Here is a 14541-nt window from a genome sequence, read left to right as displayed (position 1 = left end):
TAGGCCCGAGGGCCGACGCTAGGCACCGGCCTCGTGGATGTCGCGGGCCTTGGTCACGCGCCCCGCGTCGACCGGGTTCATGCCGAGCACGATCTTGCCGCGGGAGTGCCGCTTCTCGAGGTCGTCGAACGCGTCCTGGACGAAGCCGTAGGGGTAGAAGCCGGAGACCAGCACCCGCAGCTTCTGGTCGCGGACCAGCGCGACCAGCTCGCCGAGGATCTCGGTGTCGCGCCGCGCGGTCTCGGCGTCGGGCCAGACGGCGCGCAGCTCGATCTCCTTGCGGTCGTCGCTGGAGTGGAAGCGGGCCGGCTCGATCCCGAGCTCCTCGGCCAGCGCCGCGTTGTCGCCGCCGAAGTTGTCGAGGAAGACGGTCACGCCCTTCGGCGCCGCGGCGCGGATGCGGTCGGCGATGCCGTCGCCGTAGACGATCGGCTTCACGCCGATCTGGCGGAGGTAGTCGAAGTTGCGCTCGCCGCAGGTGCCGAGCACGGTCGCGCCGCGCAGCTTGGCCAGCTGGATCTCCATGCTGCCCACGCCGCCCGCCGCTGCCGAGACGACCACGGTGTCGTCCGGTCCGATGTGGGTGGCCTCGATCGCGCGCCAGGCGGTGACGCCGGCGAGGAAGAGCGCGCCGCCGACCTCCCAGCTCACCGAGGCGGGCTTGGCGACCAGGTTCTCCCGCGGGACGACGATGTGGGTGGCGTGCGAGCCGACCAGCGCGTGGCCGACGACGTCGCTGCGGAGCTTGAGGTCGGTCACTCCCTCGCCGAGGCCGACGACGATGCCGGAGAAGTCGGTGCCCTGGCGCATCGGGAAGGCCGCGGAGTGGTCGGAGTCGAACATCCCGCGCCGGATGAACGCCTCCATGTGGTTCACGCCGGCTGCGAGGACCTCGACCAGCACCTCCCCCGGCCCGGGCTGGGGCCGCGCGATGTCGGCGATCTCGAGCACGTCCACGCCGCCGAAGCGGGAGAACTGGACGGCACGGGCGGAGTCGGAGCGCAGACGGGACATGCGCTCATCATCCGCCCCCGGCGGCGCGACCCCGTGACCCCCGAAAGGGGACGTGCGACGCCGGAGGGGCCGATCGGGCCGTCAGGCGACGGTGGCGGCGTCCTCGTCTGCGACGGCGTCCGGGCAGTAGAGCTGCGTGCGCGGGCCGCTGCGGTCGATCACGTGCTCCGACATCAGGCGGCCGCAGAGCGGGCAGGCGCGGCCGGCGGGAGCCTCGGGCTCGGGCTGGTCGTAGGGCCCGAGCGGCGGCGGGCCGAGCCAGGGGAAGAGCCGCGCGTTGAAGCGCTGGTAGAGGGAGCGGGTCGGCTTGGCCATATGCTTAGTGTACTAATGATCAGTGCGCGAGGGGAAAGGGAGGACGAATCCGTGGAGGACGAAGCCGTGGTGACCGATCCTGTGGACACCGACCCGCTCGCCCTGCGGAGCCAGGTCTGCTTCTCGCTCGCCGTGGCCGCCCGCACCGTCATCGGCCTCTACCGCCCCGTGCTCGAGCCGCTCGGCCTCACCCACCCGCAGTACCTCGTGATGCTCGCGCTCTGGGAGCGCGCCCCGCGCTCGCTCGCCGACCTCGGTGCCGCCCTGCGCCTCGAGCCCGCCACCCTCAGCCCGCTGGTGAAGCGCCTGGAGGCCGGCGGCTACGTCACGCGCGCCCGCAGCACCGAGGACGAGCGCCGCCTCGACGTCGCGCTTACCCCGGAGGGAGCCGCCCTCCGCGAGCGGGCGCTCCAGGTCCCGCCGCAGATCGTCGAGCGCCTCGACCTCCCCCTCGACGAGCTGACCACCGTCCGCGACACCCTCACCCGCCTGATCGGCGCCGCCACCCGCCCCTGACGCTGCGGCGCGAACCGACTCGCCCGAGACGGCTCGTTCTCGGGGTGGAGAACGAGCCTTCTCGGGCGAGTCGGTGCGGCTCCGGCGCCCCTGCGCGTCGGAGACTTCCGCTTGCAGAACGAAGGTCTCAACCGAGAAGAGCGGTTCAGGGGTGTGCACACGGCACGCCCCTGAACCGCTCTTCTCGGTTCTCAGTAGCTCAGTTCGCGACGCGGAGCGTGATCGCCGAGCTGGTGGTCACGTTGCCGGCCTTGTCCTGGGCCTTGGCCGTCACCTGGTAGCTGGCGTTCGGGTAGGACTTGGAGTTGGCGGACAGCGTCCACGTCCCGTTCGACTGCAGCACGCCGTTGCCGAGCTTCGTGCCGCCGGCGTAGAACGCGACGGCCGTCACTCCGACGTTGTCGCTGGCCGAGGCCACGAGGCGGATCGAGCCGACGACCGTGGTGTTGGTCGAGGGCGACGTGATGCTCACCGTCGGCTTCTGCGTGTCGGTCGCCGGCGGGGTGGTCGGCGTCGCGGTCGGCGTCGGGGTGGCGGTCGGCTTCGGAGTCGAGGTCGGGGTCGCCGTGGGCGTGGCCGTCGGAGTCGCGGTGGGCGTCGCCGTCGGAGTCGCGGTCGGCGTGGCCGTCGGCGTCGGGTCCGGCGTCGGAACGGTGCCGACGGGGATCGTGCTCACCGCGTAGCCGAAGTAGCGGCCGGCGACGGGGCGGGTCGGGTCGCCCTGGAAGGTGCGGCCGCGCTCGGTCGCCGCCTTCGCCTGGGCGATGACCTGGGCGCGGACCTGCGCCGGGCTCTTGCCCGCGCAGGATCCACCGGCGGCCATGCAGTCGAGGACGACGCCGCTGGTGCCGGCGGCCGCCATGCTGGTGCCCGACTGGATGTAGGCGTAGGTGCCGCCCTTCTTGGTGGTGTACGGGCACATGCCGGGGGCGGCGATGGTGTGCTTCTGGTCAGCGGCCGAGACGGCGAAGTTGCTGTTGGTCGAGACCGCGTCGTCCTTGGTCTGGACGCCGCAGGGCGCCGTGCCGAGTCCGCCGGGCTTGCCGTCGTAGTTGGCCATGTTGGTCACGGCGAGCACCTCGTCGTAGGCGGCGGGGATCCAGCCCGCGAGGTCCTCGGAGGTGTTGCCCGCGGAGCCGACGGAGACGATGCCCTTGGCCTCGAGGTCGCAGATCGCCTGGTGGATCACGTCGCCGTTCGAGCGGCCGCAGTTGCCGTCGTCGGTGCCGTAGGTGGCGAGCGACATGTTGACGACCTTGATGTTGTACTTCGCCGCGTTCGCGGACACCCAGTCGAGGGCGCACATCAGGGTGCCGGTGTTGCCGCGGTTGTTCGCGTCGAGCGCTCGGACCGAGTAGATCGGAGCGCCGGGCGCGACGCCGACCGAGCCGGAGTCGTTGTCGTAGGCGGCCATGTAGCCCGAGACGCCGGTGCCGTGGCCGTTGGCGTCGGCGGCGGTGCCCGAGCCGAAGCAGTTGATCTGCTCCTTGAGGTTGTAGTCGGGGTGCGCACTCACGCCGGAGTCGATGACCGCGACGGCCGGGCCGGTGTAGTTCGTCACTCCGTCGCCGGCGCGCACCGGGGCCTTGTCGGCCTCCGCGGTGAGCACGTGCGAGGGGGTCGTCTGCGCCTGGCCGTCGACGACCTGGTCGGCGGGGGTGATGCCGAGGACGCGCGAGTCGGCCTCGAGGACCGCCTTCTGGCGCTCGGTCAGCGGGGCGGTGAAGCCCGCGACGCCGCCCTCGAACTGCACGTCGTCGGCGACGCCGAGCGCGCGGACGACCTGCTCCGAGATCGAGCTCGAGTCGACCGACACGAGGTACTGGCCGGTCGTGGCGGCCTGGGCGGGGGCGGAGCCGGCGAGGGCGATGCCGGCGGTCACGGCGAGCGCGGTGGCCAGGCCGGCTGCGCGCCAGAGGCGCGAGCGGGCCGGCGGCGCGGCGGTGCGGGAAGTGGACACGGGTTCCGTCGATTCTGTCGGCGTCTCGGCCGACCTGTCGTGGTGCGGGCGGGTCGACGCAGGCACTCCGAGCGAGCGCCCGCGCCGCTGCAGCGGGGCTCGGGTCAGAGGCCGGGAGGCGGCGGAACGGTGCAGATCCCTCCGAGCGTCGACGGGCGGAACCCGTCGGCTCCCCCCACCGGAGTGACCTGTCTTCGACTTCAACAGACTTCGGGCGATTTCACAGCGTCGAGGGTGGCCCCAGTTCGAGGGTGATTTGACCCCCTGTCCCACAGATGGGGACCTCATTGGAACCGCTTGCCCGACAGCTGCGGAAATGCCCGGTCACAGCGCGGGTTCAGCGCTCGTCCGGCTGGAACGCGGGCGGCTTGACTGCCCCCGGCCACGGAGTAGTGTCGTCGCTCGTGACACACGAGGGCCCCCCTTCGGGCGCGAAGGCGTCCCCCACCGGTGCGGACGACGCCGACGCGAACGAGCTCCGCACCGCGAAGCACTTCTTCATCGGCGAACCGCTCTCCAGCGACAAGCTCGAGGGCCAGCTCCTGCAGAAGCGGCTCGCCCTCCCGATCTTCGCGAGCGACCCGCTCTCCTCCGTGGCCTACGCGCCGCAGGAGCTGCTGATGATCCTGCTGCTCGGCGGCCTCTCCTTCCTCACCTTCGCGCCCTGGGTCGCCGGCTGCGTCGTCGTCCTGCTGGTCGTCGTCGTCCTCAGCTACCGGCAGCTGATCAAGGCCTACCCCTCGGGCGGCGGCGACTACGAGGTCGCCCGCACCAACCTCGGCGAGACGGCCGGGCTGACGGTCGCCGCGGCCCTCCTGGTCGACTACGTGCTCACCGTCGCGGTCTCGGTCGCCTCCGGCGTCGACAACATCATCTCCGCGATCCCGGCGCTGGCCCCGCTCCGGGTCGAGCTCGCGATCCTCTTCGTGATCCTCCTGGCCGCCGTGAACCTCCGCGGCGTCTCGGAGTCGAGCAAGGCCTTCGCCGTCCCCACCTACCTCTTCGTCGCGAGCGTCTTCGTGATGGTCGTCGTCGGTCTCGGCCGCGCGGCCTTCGGCGACGCCCCGATCGCGGAGTCGGCCGGCTACACGGTGCAGGGCGAGCAGCTCACCCAGGCCGCGATCGTCCTGCTGCTGCTGCGCTCCTTCGCCAGCGGCTGCGCCGCGCTCACCGGCGTCGAGGCGATCTCGAACGGCGTGCCCGCCTTCCGCGTCCCCAAGGTCAAGAACGCGCAGCGCACCCTCGTCGCGATGGGCACGATCGCGATCGTCCTCTTCGTCGGGCTGACCGCTCTCGCCCTCCTCTCGAACGTGCACTACGCCGAGAACGCCTGCCACCTCGTCGGCTTCACCGACTGCGCGACGACGCCGCAGCGCTCCGTGATCGCGCAGGTCGCGGCCGCCACCTTCGGCAACAACACGATCCTCTTCTTCGTGATCCAGGCCGCCACCGCCGCCGTCCTGCTGCTCGCGGCCAACACGGCGTTCAACGGCTTCCCGCTGCTCGGCTCGGTCCTCGCCCGGGACGGCTACGCGCCCAAGTCGCTGAACACCCGCGGCGACCGCCTCATCTACTCCAACGGCGTCATCATCCTGGCGCTCGTCGCGGCGATCATCCTGCTCGTCTACCAGGCCTCGCTGACCAGCCTGGTGCAGCTCTACATCATCGGCGTCTTCGTCTCCTTCACCCTCGGGCAGTCCGGCATGGTGAAGCACTGGATCCGGATGATCAAGAACGGCGAGGGCTCGCGCACCGTCAAGACGAGCCTCGCGATCAACCTCTTCGGCGCCACGCTCACCTTCGCCGTCCTCGTCGTCGTCACGATCACGAAGTTCACCCACGGCGCCTGGCTCGTCTACCTGGTGATGCCGATCCTCGGCGTGCTGATGGCCGGCGTCTACCGCTACTACCGCGACGTGGAGAAGGAGATCGAGGTCGACCCGACCACGACCTTCGGCGCGAACGGCGACCACGCCGTCGTCCTCGTCGGCCGGATGAACAAGCCGACCCTGAAGGCCCTCGACTACGCCATCGCCGCGCGGCACGAGTCGCTGGAGGCGGTGCACTCGTCGATCGACGACGCGCAGACCGCCCAGCTCAAGGCCGACTGGGCGCGGATGGACATCGAGGTCCCGCTGCGCTGCATCGCCTCGCCGTACCGCGACATCTCGTACCCGCTGATCAAGTACATCAAGGCGCACCGCCTCGAGCACGGCTCCGAGATCATCACCGTCTACATGCCGCAGTACATCGTCGGGCACTGGTGGGAGGGCTTCCTCCACAACCACAAGTCGCGCCGCATCCGCCAGAAGCTGCTGCTCGTGCACGGCGTCACCGTCGCGCTCGTGCCGTGGCTGCTCGACTCCTCCGAGCTGATCTACGGCCGCCGCTCGCGTCCGATCCCCGGCCAGTCCCGCCGCGGCGAGCCCGTGCGCCCCGTCACCCGCCGGCCCATCCCGCCCGCCTCCGTCCTGCCCAAGGGCGCGGCCGGCGAGGGCGCCCCGCGCAGCGGCTCGCGCACCGCCGCGGCCACCCGCCCGAAGAAGCCCGCCGGCAAGGGCGGCGGCAAGCGCCGATAGCCCGGCGCCCGCCGGCCGCCTGCCGGCGACGCCGCCGTGGACGCGAGCCACGGCTCGCGGCTGGTCCGTCGGCTGCCGCCTCATGCTGATCGAGTAGCCCGCGCAGCGGGCGTATCGAGATCCACCAGCGCCGGAAGACGAGCCTGCAGACCACCCCGCTGAGGACGCGGGGTCTCGATACGCCCCTGGCGGGGCTACTCGACCAGCATGCGTGCGAGCGGCTGACGGAAGGGCGACGGAGCCTCCGGGTGCTCCCCCGCCTCATGCTGATCGAGTAGCCCGCGCAGCGGGCGTATCGAGATCCACCACCGTCGGAAGAGGAGTCTGCAGGCCACCGTCATGAGGACGGTGGGTCTCGATACGCCCCTGCGGGGCTACTCGACCAGCATGCGGAGGGCGCTGCCGCCGCGGAAGCGGCGTCATCCTCACGGCCGCTCAGGCGTGATCGTGCAAGACCGCATCCGCAGACAGGTAGAGGGCCCGCGGCGACTCGCCGCGGGCCCTCGATTTCCCCTTGTGCCTTCCCCCGAAGGCGGCCCGCCCCAACGGGCCGTCATCGACGCTATCGGCGGGCTATGCACCCGCGCATCCTCCTCACGACGGATCCGCGTCAGCCCCCTGGCGTGGTGCGACGCCGAGCGCGAGGTGCCAGAGGACGGCCACCGCGAGCAGGGCGGCGGTCGTCCAGACGACCACGAGGACGGCCGCGTCGACGACGTAGGAGCGGTACGCCTCCTCGAACGGATCCAGCCCCGAGCCCGAGAGCACCACGCCGGCCGGGACGACCGCGGCGGCGAGGACGGCCGTCCACGCCGCGACCCGCGCGGGGCCTCGGTGGTCGACGGCGACGTGATGCGGCCGGCGGGCGACGTACCAGACGAGGGCGCCGATCCCGAGGCCCACGAGGCCGAGCACCCCGCTGGCGTACTGCGCCCACTTGTAGCCCGCGAACGGGCCGAGCTCCTCGCGCAGGAACGGCAGGGCCGCGACGAACGGACCGCCGTCGTGGGTGAAGGCGTCCCAGAGCACGTGCGACGCCGCGCCGATCACGATCCCGACCATCGCCAGGACGATCGCCGCCGTCCTCGCCCGCGCGGTGCTCGGCGGTGCCGGCGGCGGTCGCAGGCGCACCCGGACGATCCACGGCGCGAGGTCGCGCCAGGCGGGCCGGAGCAGCACCAGCCAGAGCACGAGGCCGACGGCGCCGACCGCGAGGTCGACCGTCACGACCCCGAGCATCGAGTGCGTCGCGTCCCGCGCCCAGCGCAGCGGCAGGTAGAGGCCGATGTCCGGGGCCATCGCGCCGATCGCGACCGCCGCGGCGGGAATGCGGCTGTTCGTGAACGCCAGAGCGACGACGGCGTGGCTCGGCGTGAACGGCATAGTGCACGGTATCCCGTGCGCACCTCGCTCCGGCGGTCCCGGACGCCCCGCGCACGGCCCCCGCCCGGGGAGCTCGGAGCGCCGCGACCGTAGAATCGTCCGGACGTCCGGCCCTCCGGGCTGGTCGAGGCGACGGATCGGAGCGGGTGTGCGGAAGGCGTTCGCGATCCTCCGTCTCGCGCTCGCGGGACTGGGGGCCGTCGGGCTCGTCGGCGACTTCCTCTACACCCTCGGCTTCCGGCTGTTCCAGATCGACAACTTCTTCGCGTACTTCACCACGCAGTCGAACATGGCCGGCGTCGTCGTCCTCGGCCTCTCCGGCATCGTCGCCCTCGCCCGCGAGCGCGAGCCGCGCTGGCTCAGCACCCTGCGCGCGCTGGTCCTGACCTACATGGTCGTCTCCGGCATCGTCTTCGGGCTGATCGCGGTGGAGGCGAACAACCGCGGCGTCCGCGTCGACGTGCCGTGGTCGAGCGCGCTGCTGCACTTCGTCATCCCGACGCTCGCGCTGCTCGACTGGCTCCTCGCCCCCGGCCGCCGCCCCGTCGCCTGGCGCGGCACCCTCACCGTGCTCGGCTTCCCGATCGTCTGGGGCGTGATCACGCTGGTGCGCGGCGCGCTGATCGGCTGGTACCCCTACTTCTTCCTCGACCCCGCCCAGGTCGACGGCCCGGTGATGTTCGTCGTCTACGACGTGATCGTGCTCGGCCTGATCTCGGGCATCGCCGCCTTCATGCTGGCGCTCAGCCGGGTCCGGCCGCTCGGTGCAGCGCGCGCGACGGAGTGGCGCGGCCCGCTCGCCCGGCTGCGGGAGCGGCTCAGCCGGCAGCGACGGCGAACGGCGTGAGCGCCGACTGCGCGACCACGAGCAGCTCGTCGTCGCTGAGCGACTGCAGCGACAGGGCCTGATCGGCGCCGACCAGCCCGACGAGCACCGCCTCGCCGGTGGACGGCTCGAGGTTCAGCCACTCCGTGATCCCCGCCGCGGAGCCCACCAGCGACCAGCGCGCGGGCAGGGCCGGATCGGTGTCCCAGAACGGCTCGTCGAAGCGGAGCCAGAGCGTCTCGACGACCCCGGAGCCGATCGCCGCGATCGCGGTGCGGTGCGCGAACGGCAGCGGCGGATCGAACGCGATCGCGTCGCTCTGCAGCACCCCGATCGGCACCGTGACGAGGACGCGGTCGGCGGTGAACGACTCCCCCGTCGCGAGCCGGATGCTCGCGCCGGTGTCGCTGTAGCCGATGCCACTGACGGCCGCGCGCAGCGAGATCTCGACGTCGGTCAGCAGCGTCTCGACGAGGGGCGCCAGGCCGTCGGTGAGGACCGCGGAGGCCTCGTCGGAGGAGTCGGCGACGTCCTCCGCGGTGCTGGCGGCCGAGGCGTCGCCCAGCCCGTACCAGGCGGAGAGCTCGGCGGGTGCGGCGCCCGTGCGCAGCACCGGGCCGCCCGCGAGGAACGCGGCGAGGCGGGCGGCGTCGCCGTCCCCGCTGCCGGGCTCGACGGCCGCCGGGTCGGGAGCGCCGGAGCCGGCGAAGGCATCGGCGAGCGGCAGCACGGTGGGCTGCTCCGCCGCCCACTCGAGCGCACGGGTGAGCGCCTTCGCGGCGGTGTCGCCGACGTCGGGCCGGTCGCCGTCGTCGGTGCTCGAGAGGACGGTCGCGAGGTCGACGGCGGAGGTGGTGATCCCGGCGTCGAGGACGCTCTCGCGCAGCGCGGGGCCGGCGCCGACGAGCGCCCAGGCGCCGCTGTCGACGGCGATCGGCCAGCCGTCGGGGGTGCTGGTGGCGATGCGGCCGCCGACGCGGTCGCGCGCCTCGACCAGCGCGACGTCGTAGCCGGCGTCGAGCAGGCGGCGGGCGGCGACGGCGCCCGCGAGACCGGCGCCGATGATCGCGATCCGCTCGCCCTCCTCGGCGATCGCGGCGATCTCGCCGGCCGCGCGGACCCCGGAGTTCCAGGCGCCCTGCAGGGTGCCCGGCTCCTGGGAGTCGGTGGCCTCGCCGGCGAAGAACAGGCGGTCGAGCACGTTCCCGGCCAGGTCGTCGCGGTGCTCGGGGGTGGCTCCGACCGCGAGGTAGGAGACGGCGCCGAGTGCGTACGGGTCCTCGGCCCAGCCGGAGCGGACGAACGCGGCCGGCGTCGGCACGGCGGTGGTGCTGGGCGTGGGCACCGGGGCCTCGGTGACGGAGCGCGTGGGGGTCGGCCGCGGCGGAGTGCAGCCCGCGAGGACCAGGAGACCGGCGCCCGAGGCGGCTCCCGACAGGAAGAGGCGGCGTCCGATCGTCATCCCCGTCATCCTACGTTCTCGCCGCCCGGCGGGAGCCGCGGACACGGGCCGCCCGGCGGACGCTCGATCCCGAGTGGTAGACCTGTCCCATGAGCAACGACATCCGCGAACTCTCCGAGGGCGAGAGCTACCTCGCCTTCTTCCAGGGCGGGCCGTTCGACGGCCAGACCGAGACCCGTGTCAGCACCGAGGGCGGCTACGAGAAGTCGGTCGACGTCTACGCCGCCGTCGACGGCCAGGAGACGCACCTCGTCTACACGTCCGTCTCGGCCAAGGAGGTCGGCGAGTCGGTCCACGTGACCTACGCGCTCGACGCCCCCGACTCCGACCCCGTCGAGGACCCGGAGGACCGCGGCGGCGGATTCCAGTAGTCCGCAGCAGCGCCTCCCCGTCTTCCAGCGGGAGCACGGACGCCGTCCCGGTCGCGATCTCGCGATCCGGGGCGGCGTCTTCGTCTGCGTCCGGAGGCTCTTCATGACGAACCGTGACGTCGCCCAGGTCCGCTCCGAGTCCACGTCCCTACGATCGCGCCGGAGCGTCCGATCCACGGCCGCCCGGACGGAGACGACGATGCCCACCGAGCAGACCACCGCGACGATCGGCGCGCAGACCGCCGACTTCACCACCGGCTTCAACGAGACGATCGGCGACGAGCTCGCAACGGTCTTCGCGAGCGAGCAGGCCGACCTCGTCGAGAACGGCGTCCCCGCCGGAGCCGTCGCGGCCGGGGAGCGGCTGCCGAGCGCGACCGTGGTCACCGAGGGCGGCGAGAGCGTCGCGCTCTCCTCCCTCCTCGGCGACGGCCCGGCCGTGCTCGTCTTCTACCGCGGCGCCTGGTGCCCCTACTGCAACATCACGCTGCGCCACTACGACGCGACCCTCGCCCCCGAGCTGGCGAGCCGCGGCATCGCCTTCGTCGCGGTCAGCCCGGAGACGCCCGACGCCTCCGCCACGCTGGGCGGCGAGCTCGGCTTCACCGTCGTCACCGACCCGGGCAACGCGCTCGCCACCGAGCTCGGCATCGTCACCGCGCCCAGCGACGCGGCGATCGAGGCGCACACGGCGCTCGGCTTCGCGGTGAAGGACTCGAACGCCGACGACACCCCGGCGATCCCGTTCCCGACCGTCCTGGTGCTCGACGCCGAGGGCGTGGTCCGCTTCGCCGACGTGCACGTCGACTACACGACGCGCACCGAGACCGAGGCGATCCTCGCCGCCGTCGACGCGCTCTCGTAACCAGCACGGGGAGGGGCTGTCAAGGGCCCCTCCCCTCACGGCTCGCTCCCCATCCGCGGCGCCACACTCCTTCGAACAGACAGTTGACGCCGATCCACGGCGCCGGAAGGAGCACGACTCATGGCAGAGATCACCGCCCACCACGGCCTCTTCAAGGACACGGACCTCCACGTCGACGACACCGGCGGCTCGGGTCGCCCCGTCGTCCTGATCCACGGCTGGCCCCTGTCGGGCGAGTCCTGGAGCGAGCAGGTCCCCGCGTTCGCGGCGGCCGGCTTCCGCGTCATCACCTACGACCGCCGCGGCTTCGGCCGCAGCGACAAGCCGCTCACCGGCTACACCTACGACACCCTCACCGAGGACCTGCACACGCTGCTCACCGAGCTCGACCTGCAGGACGTCACGCTCGTCGGCTTCTCGATGGGCGGCGGCGAGGTCGCCCGCTACTTCTCGAAGTACGGCACCGAGCGCCTGCACAGCGTCGTCTTCGCGTCGGCCGTGCCGCCGTACCTGATGAAGACCGACGACAACCCGGACGGACCGCTCGAGAAGTCGGCCGCCGCCGAGATGACCGCCGGCCTCACCAAGGACGAGGACTCGTTCTACGAGCAGTTCACCACCGAGTTCTTCTCGGTGAACGGCGAGCTCAAGGTCACCGAGGCGCAGCGCCAGGACGCGCTCGCGCTCGCGAAGCAGTCGTCCAAGCACGCCGCGCTGGCCTGCATGGCCGCGTTCGCCGGCACCGACTTCCGCGAGGACCTGCCGAAGGTCACGGTTCCGACGCTCGTCATCCACGGCGGCGGCGACGGCACCGTCCCCTTCGAGGGCTCCGGTGCGCGCACGCACGCCGCGATCCCCGGCTCCGAGCTCCACGTCGTCGCCGGCGCCCCGCACGGCGTCAACGTCAGCCACGCCGAGGAGTGGAACCGCGTCGTCCTCGAGTTCCTGAAGAAGTAGCACGGAGGAAGGGGCGCTCCGCTGCGGCGGAGCGCCCCTTCCGTCTGCTCGGGATCTCGATACGCGCGCTGCGCGCGCTACTCGATCAGCATGCATGCCGCGCTGCTCGCGCTGCTCCATCAGCCCTGACGGGCGCGGCGACGTCCATGCCGGTCGAGCAGCTTCGACGGGCGCAGGGAGGTTCATGCTGGTCGAGTAGCCGCGGCACGCGGCGTATCGAGACCCGGAAGCACAGCGCGCCGTGCGCGCCCTCGGCGTCAGCCCTTCTCCGCGCCCTCCGTGGTGTTCATGATCCGCCGCTGGAAGACGAAGAAGAGCACCGCGACCGGGATCGACATCAGCACCGCCGCCGCGAGCTGCAGCGGGTACTGGTTGCCGGTGCCCAGCTGCCCGGAGACCAGCGAGGCGACTCCGGTCGTCAGCGTGTTCAGCTCCGGCGACTGCCGCGAGACGACGAAGTGCGAGAACTCGTTCCACGAGCCCTGGAACGACAGGATGAACAGCGTCACGATCGCCGGCCGCGCCATCGGCACCACGATCGAGCGGAAGGTCCGGAAGACGCCCGCCCCGTCGATCCGGGCGGCCTCCTCGATCGACAGGGGGATCGAGTCGAAGAACTGCTTCATGATGAAGATGCCCGCCGCGTCGACGATCAGCGGCACGATCATCCCCGCGTAGCTGTCGTAGAGCCCGAGCTGCTTGAGGATGAGGAACCGCGGGATCAGCAGCACCACCGCCGGCACGCTCATCACGCCGATGAACAGCGCGAAGAGCAGCCCGCGACCGCGGAAGCGCAGCCGCGAGAGCGCGTAGCCCGCGAGCGAGTCGAAGAACACCCGCCCGACCGTGACGAAGACGGTGACGATCACCGAGTTCAGCGTCCAGAGCGGCAGCGGCACGTCGGTGAACAGCCGCTCGTAGGAGGCGAACGACCAGGTCGCCGGCAGCAGCGACAGCGGGTTCGAGGTCGCGTCGGCGTCGGTCTTGAACGACGACGCCACCGAGATCAGGAACGGGTAGATGTAGACCAGGGCGAGGCCGATCAGCAGCAGGTAGCCGCCGATCAGCGAGGCGCGGCCGCGGGCACCGAGCTGCACGCGGCGGTGCGGCAGCGGCGCCTGGGGCGGCGGCTCCGCCTCGGTGCGCGGCTCGGAGTCGACCAGGGTGCTCATCGCACTCCTCCCGTCGTGAGGGTCGTCGCGGCGTCCGCGCGGGCGGCCCGGCGGGTCCGGCGGGCGCTCGGCTCGCCCTTCTCGCGGAGGATCGCGCGCTGCAGCAGCGTCAGGACGACGATGATGAAGAACAGGATGAAGGCGATCGCCGCGCCCTGGCCCCAGCGGAGGTCCGTGAACGACGACTCGTAGGCGAGGTACGCCGGCGTGAGCAGCGTCTTGCCGGGTGCGCCGCCTCCGGTCAGGTAGATCTGGTCGAACACCTGCCAGGTGCCGATCAGCCCCAGGGTGAGCACGGTGAACAGCGTCGGCTTCAGCATCGGCAGCGTCACCGAGAAGAACTTCCGCAGCGGCCCCGCGCCGTCCATCAGCGCCGCCTCGTCGATCTCGGCGCCGATGTTCTGCAGCGCCGCGAGGAACAGCAGCATGAAGGTGCCCGAGGTGGTGAAGATCGCCATGGTGATCAGCACGCACATCGCGACCGACGGACCGGACAGCCAGTCCCACCAGGTCAGCCCCAGCGGAGCGCCGCCGGCGAACCAGCTGCCGTCGACGCCGACGAGTCCGAGCAGCGAGTGCAGCACCCCGGTCGGGTCCGCCATCCAGGTCGGGCCGTCGGCGCCGAACCAGCCGAGCACCGCGTTGATGACTCCGGAGGCCGAGAAGAGGAACAGGAAGATCACGGTGATCGCGATCGACGAGGTCACCGACGGGAAGTAGAACGCGGTGCGGAAGAAGCCGCGCCCGCGCAGCACCCGGCGGTTGACCTGCACCGCCAGGAACAGCGCGAGCGCGGTCTGCAGCGGCACGACGAGCAGCACGTAGTAGACGTTGTTGCGGATCGCCGTGCCGAAGTCCTTCTGCGCCAGCCCGGAGTCCAGCAGCACCGCCCGGTAGTTGTCGGTGCCGACGAACTGCGCGGTCGGGCCCAGCGGCGAGCCGAGGCCGTTCCAGTTGCTGACGCTCACCCAGAGCGCGAGGGCGATCGGGACGACCAGGAAGACGCCGACGACGAGGATCGCGGGGAGGGTGAACAGCCAGCCGTAGCGGGCCTCGTTCCCGCGGATACCGGAGCGGCGGCTCCGGGCGGCGGTGGCGGTGCTCATCGGCGTCGTCCCGCG

The 14541-nt window shown here is 72.0% G+C and carries 13 protein-coding genes; 6 read left to right on the top strand and 7 right to left on the bottom strand.

The window, feature by feature from the left end; all coding sequences use genetic code 11:
• Nucleotides 1–18 precede the first annotated feature (18 nt).
• Together EDF43_RS10175 and EDF43_RS10170 are read right to left on the bottom strand one after the other, a co-directional pair.
• Nucleotides 19–1014: an NADP-dependent oxidoreductase gene (locus tag EDF43_RS10175; protein ID WP_123741043.1), complete on the bottom strand. Its 996-nt coding sequence runs from the start codon at nucleotides 1012–1014 to the stop codon at nucleotides 19–21.
• A gap of 81 nt (nucleotides 1015–1095) precedes the next feature.
• Nucleotides 1096–1329: a hypothetical protein gene (locus tag EDF43_RS10170; RefSeq protein WP_123741044.1), complete on the bottom strand. Its 234-nt coding sequence runs from the start codon at nucleotides 1327–1329 to the stop codon at nucleotides 1096–1098.
• Nucleotides 1330–1410: 81 nt separating this feature from the next.
• Here EDF43_RS10170 and EDF43_RS10165 point away from each other — a divergent pair, with 81 nt between their 5' ends.
• Nucleotides 1411–1845: a MarR family transcriptional regulator gene (locus tag EDF43_RS10165; RefSeq protein WP_132436968.1), complete on the top strand. Its 435-nt coding sequence runs from the start codon at nucleotides 1411–1413 to the stop codon at nucleotides 1843–1845.
• Between the two features lie 199 nt (nucleotides 1846–2044).
• On the opposite strand, the gene EDF43_RS21785 is transcribed toward EDF43_RS10165, so the two are convergent.
• Nucleotides 2045–3805: an Ig-like domain-containing protein gene (locus tag EDF43_RS21785; protein WP_165909070.1), complete on the bottom strand. Its 1761-nt coding sequence runs from the start codon at nucleotides 3803–3805 to the stop codon at nucleotides 2045–2047.
• A gap of 500 nt (nucleotides 3806–4305) precedes the next feature.
• On the opposite strand from EDF43_RS21785, the gene EDF43_RS10155 reads away from it, so the two are divergent.
• A complete protein-coding gene (locus EDF43_RS10155) occupies nucleotides 4306–6384 on the top strand; it encodes an APC family permease (RefSeq protein ID WP_243582199.1) in 2079 nt (692 codons plus the stop codon).
• 594 nt (nucleotides 6385–6978) lie between these two features.
• Here the strand turns inward: EDF43_RS10155 and EDF43_RS10150 are convergent.
• On the bottom strand, nucleotides 6979–7767 hold the full coding sequence (locus EDF43_RS10150; protein ID WP_132436605.1) for a DUF4184 family protein: 789 nt from the start codon (nucleotides 7765–7767) through the stop codon (nucleotides 6979–6981).
• A 148-nt stretch (nucleotides 7768–7915) separates the two neighbouring features.
• On the opposite strand from EDF43_RS10150, the gene EDF43_RS10145 reads away from it, so the two are divergent.
• Nucleotides 7916–8614 carry a Pr6Pr family membrane protein gene (locus EDF43_RS10145; RefSeq protein WP_123706324.1) on the top strand — a complete coding sequence of 233 codons (699 nt, stop codon included), beginning with the start codon at nucleotides 7916–7918 and terminating at the stop codon, nucleotides 8612–8614.
• On the opposite strand, the gene EDF43_RS10140 is transcribed toward EDF43_RS10145, so the two are convergent.
• Complete coding sequence (locus EDF43_RS10140) at nucleotides 8586–10055, bottom strand: NAD(P)/FAD-dependent oxidoreductase (protein WP_132436603.1); 1470 nt, start codon at nucleotides 10053–10055, stop codon at nucleotides 8586–8588. The genes EDF43_RS10145 and EDF43_RS10140 overlap by 29 nt on opposite strands.
• Nucleotides 10056–10144: 89 nt before the next feature.
• On the opposite strand from EDF43_RS10140, the gene EDF43_RS10135 reads away from it, so the two are divergent.
• The 3 genes from EDF43_RS10135 to EDF43_RS10125 all read left to right on the top strand — a co-directional run bounded on the left by EDF43_RS10135 (nucleotide 10145) and on the right by EDF43_RS10125 (nucleotide 12248).
• The gene (locus tag EDF43_RS10135; protein ID WP_123448078.1) at nucleotides 10145–10426 is read left to right on the top strand and encodes an oligoribonuclease; all 282 of its coding nucleotides are present in this window, start codon (nucleotides 10145–10147) and stop codon (nucleotides 10424–10426) included.
• Nucleotides 10427–10625: 199 nt separating this feature from the next.
• The gene (locus EDF43_RS10130; protein WP_123741054.1) at nucleotides 10626–11291 is read left to right on the top strand and encodes a peroxiredoxin-like family protein; all 666 of its coding nucleotides are present in this window, start codon (nucleotides 10626–10628) and stop codon (nucleotides 11289–11291) included.
• Nucleotides 11292–11411: 120 nt separating this feature from the next.
• Complete coding sequence (locus EDF43_RS10125) at nucleotides 11412–12248, top strand: alpha/beta hydrolase (RefSeq protein ID WP_123741048.1); 837 nt, start codon at nucleotides 11412–11414, stop codon at nucleotides 12246–12248.
• A 257-nt stretch (nucleotides 12249–12505) separates the two neighbouring features.
• On the opposite strand, the gene EDF43_RS10120 is transcribed toward EDF43_RS10125, so the two are convergent.
• Nucleotides 12506–13420: a carbohydrate ABC transporter permease gene (locus tag EDF43_RS10120; protein ID WP_123706320.1), complete on the bottom strand. Its 915-nt coding sequence runs from the start codon at nucleotides 13418–13420 to the stop codon at nucleotides 12506–12508.
• Nucleotides 13417–14526: a sugar ABC transporter permease gene (locus EDF43_RS10115; protein ID WP_132436601.1), complete on the bottom strand. Its 1110-nt coding sequence runs from the start codon at nucleotides 14524–14526 to the stop codon at nucleotides 13417–13419. The genes EDF43_RS10120 and EDF43_RS10115 overlap by 4 nt, the downstream gene beginning before the upstream one ends.
• Nucleotides 14527–14541: the final 15 nt, after the last annotated feature.

The organism is Rathayibacter sp. PhB179, assembly GCF_004345345.1.
GTDB lineage: Bacteria > Actinomycetota > Actinomycetes > Actinomycetales > Microbacteriaceae > Rathayibacter > Rathayibacter festucae.
This window is presented reverse-complemented; position numbering and strand designations above follow the sequence as displayed.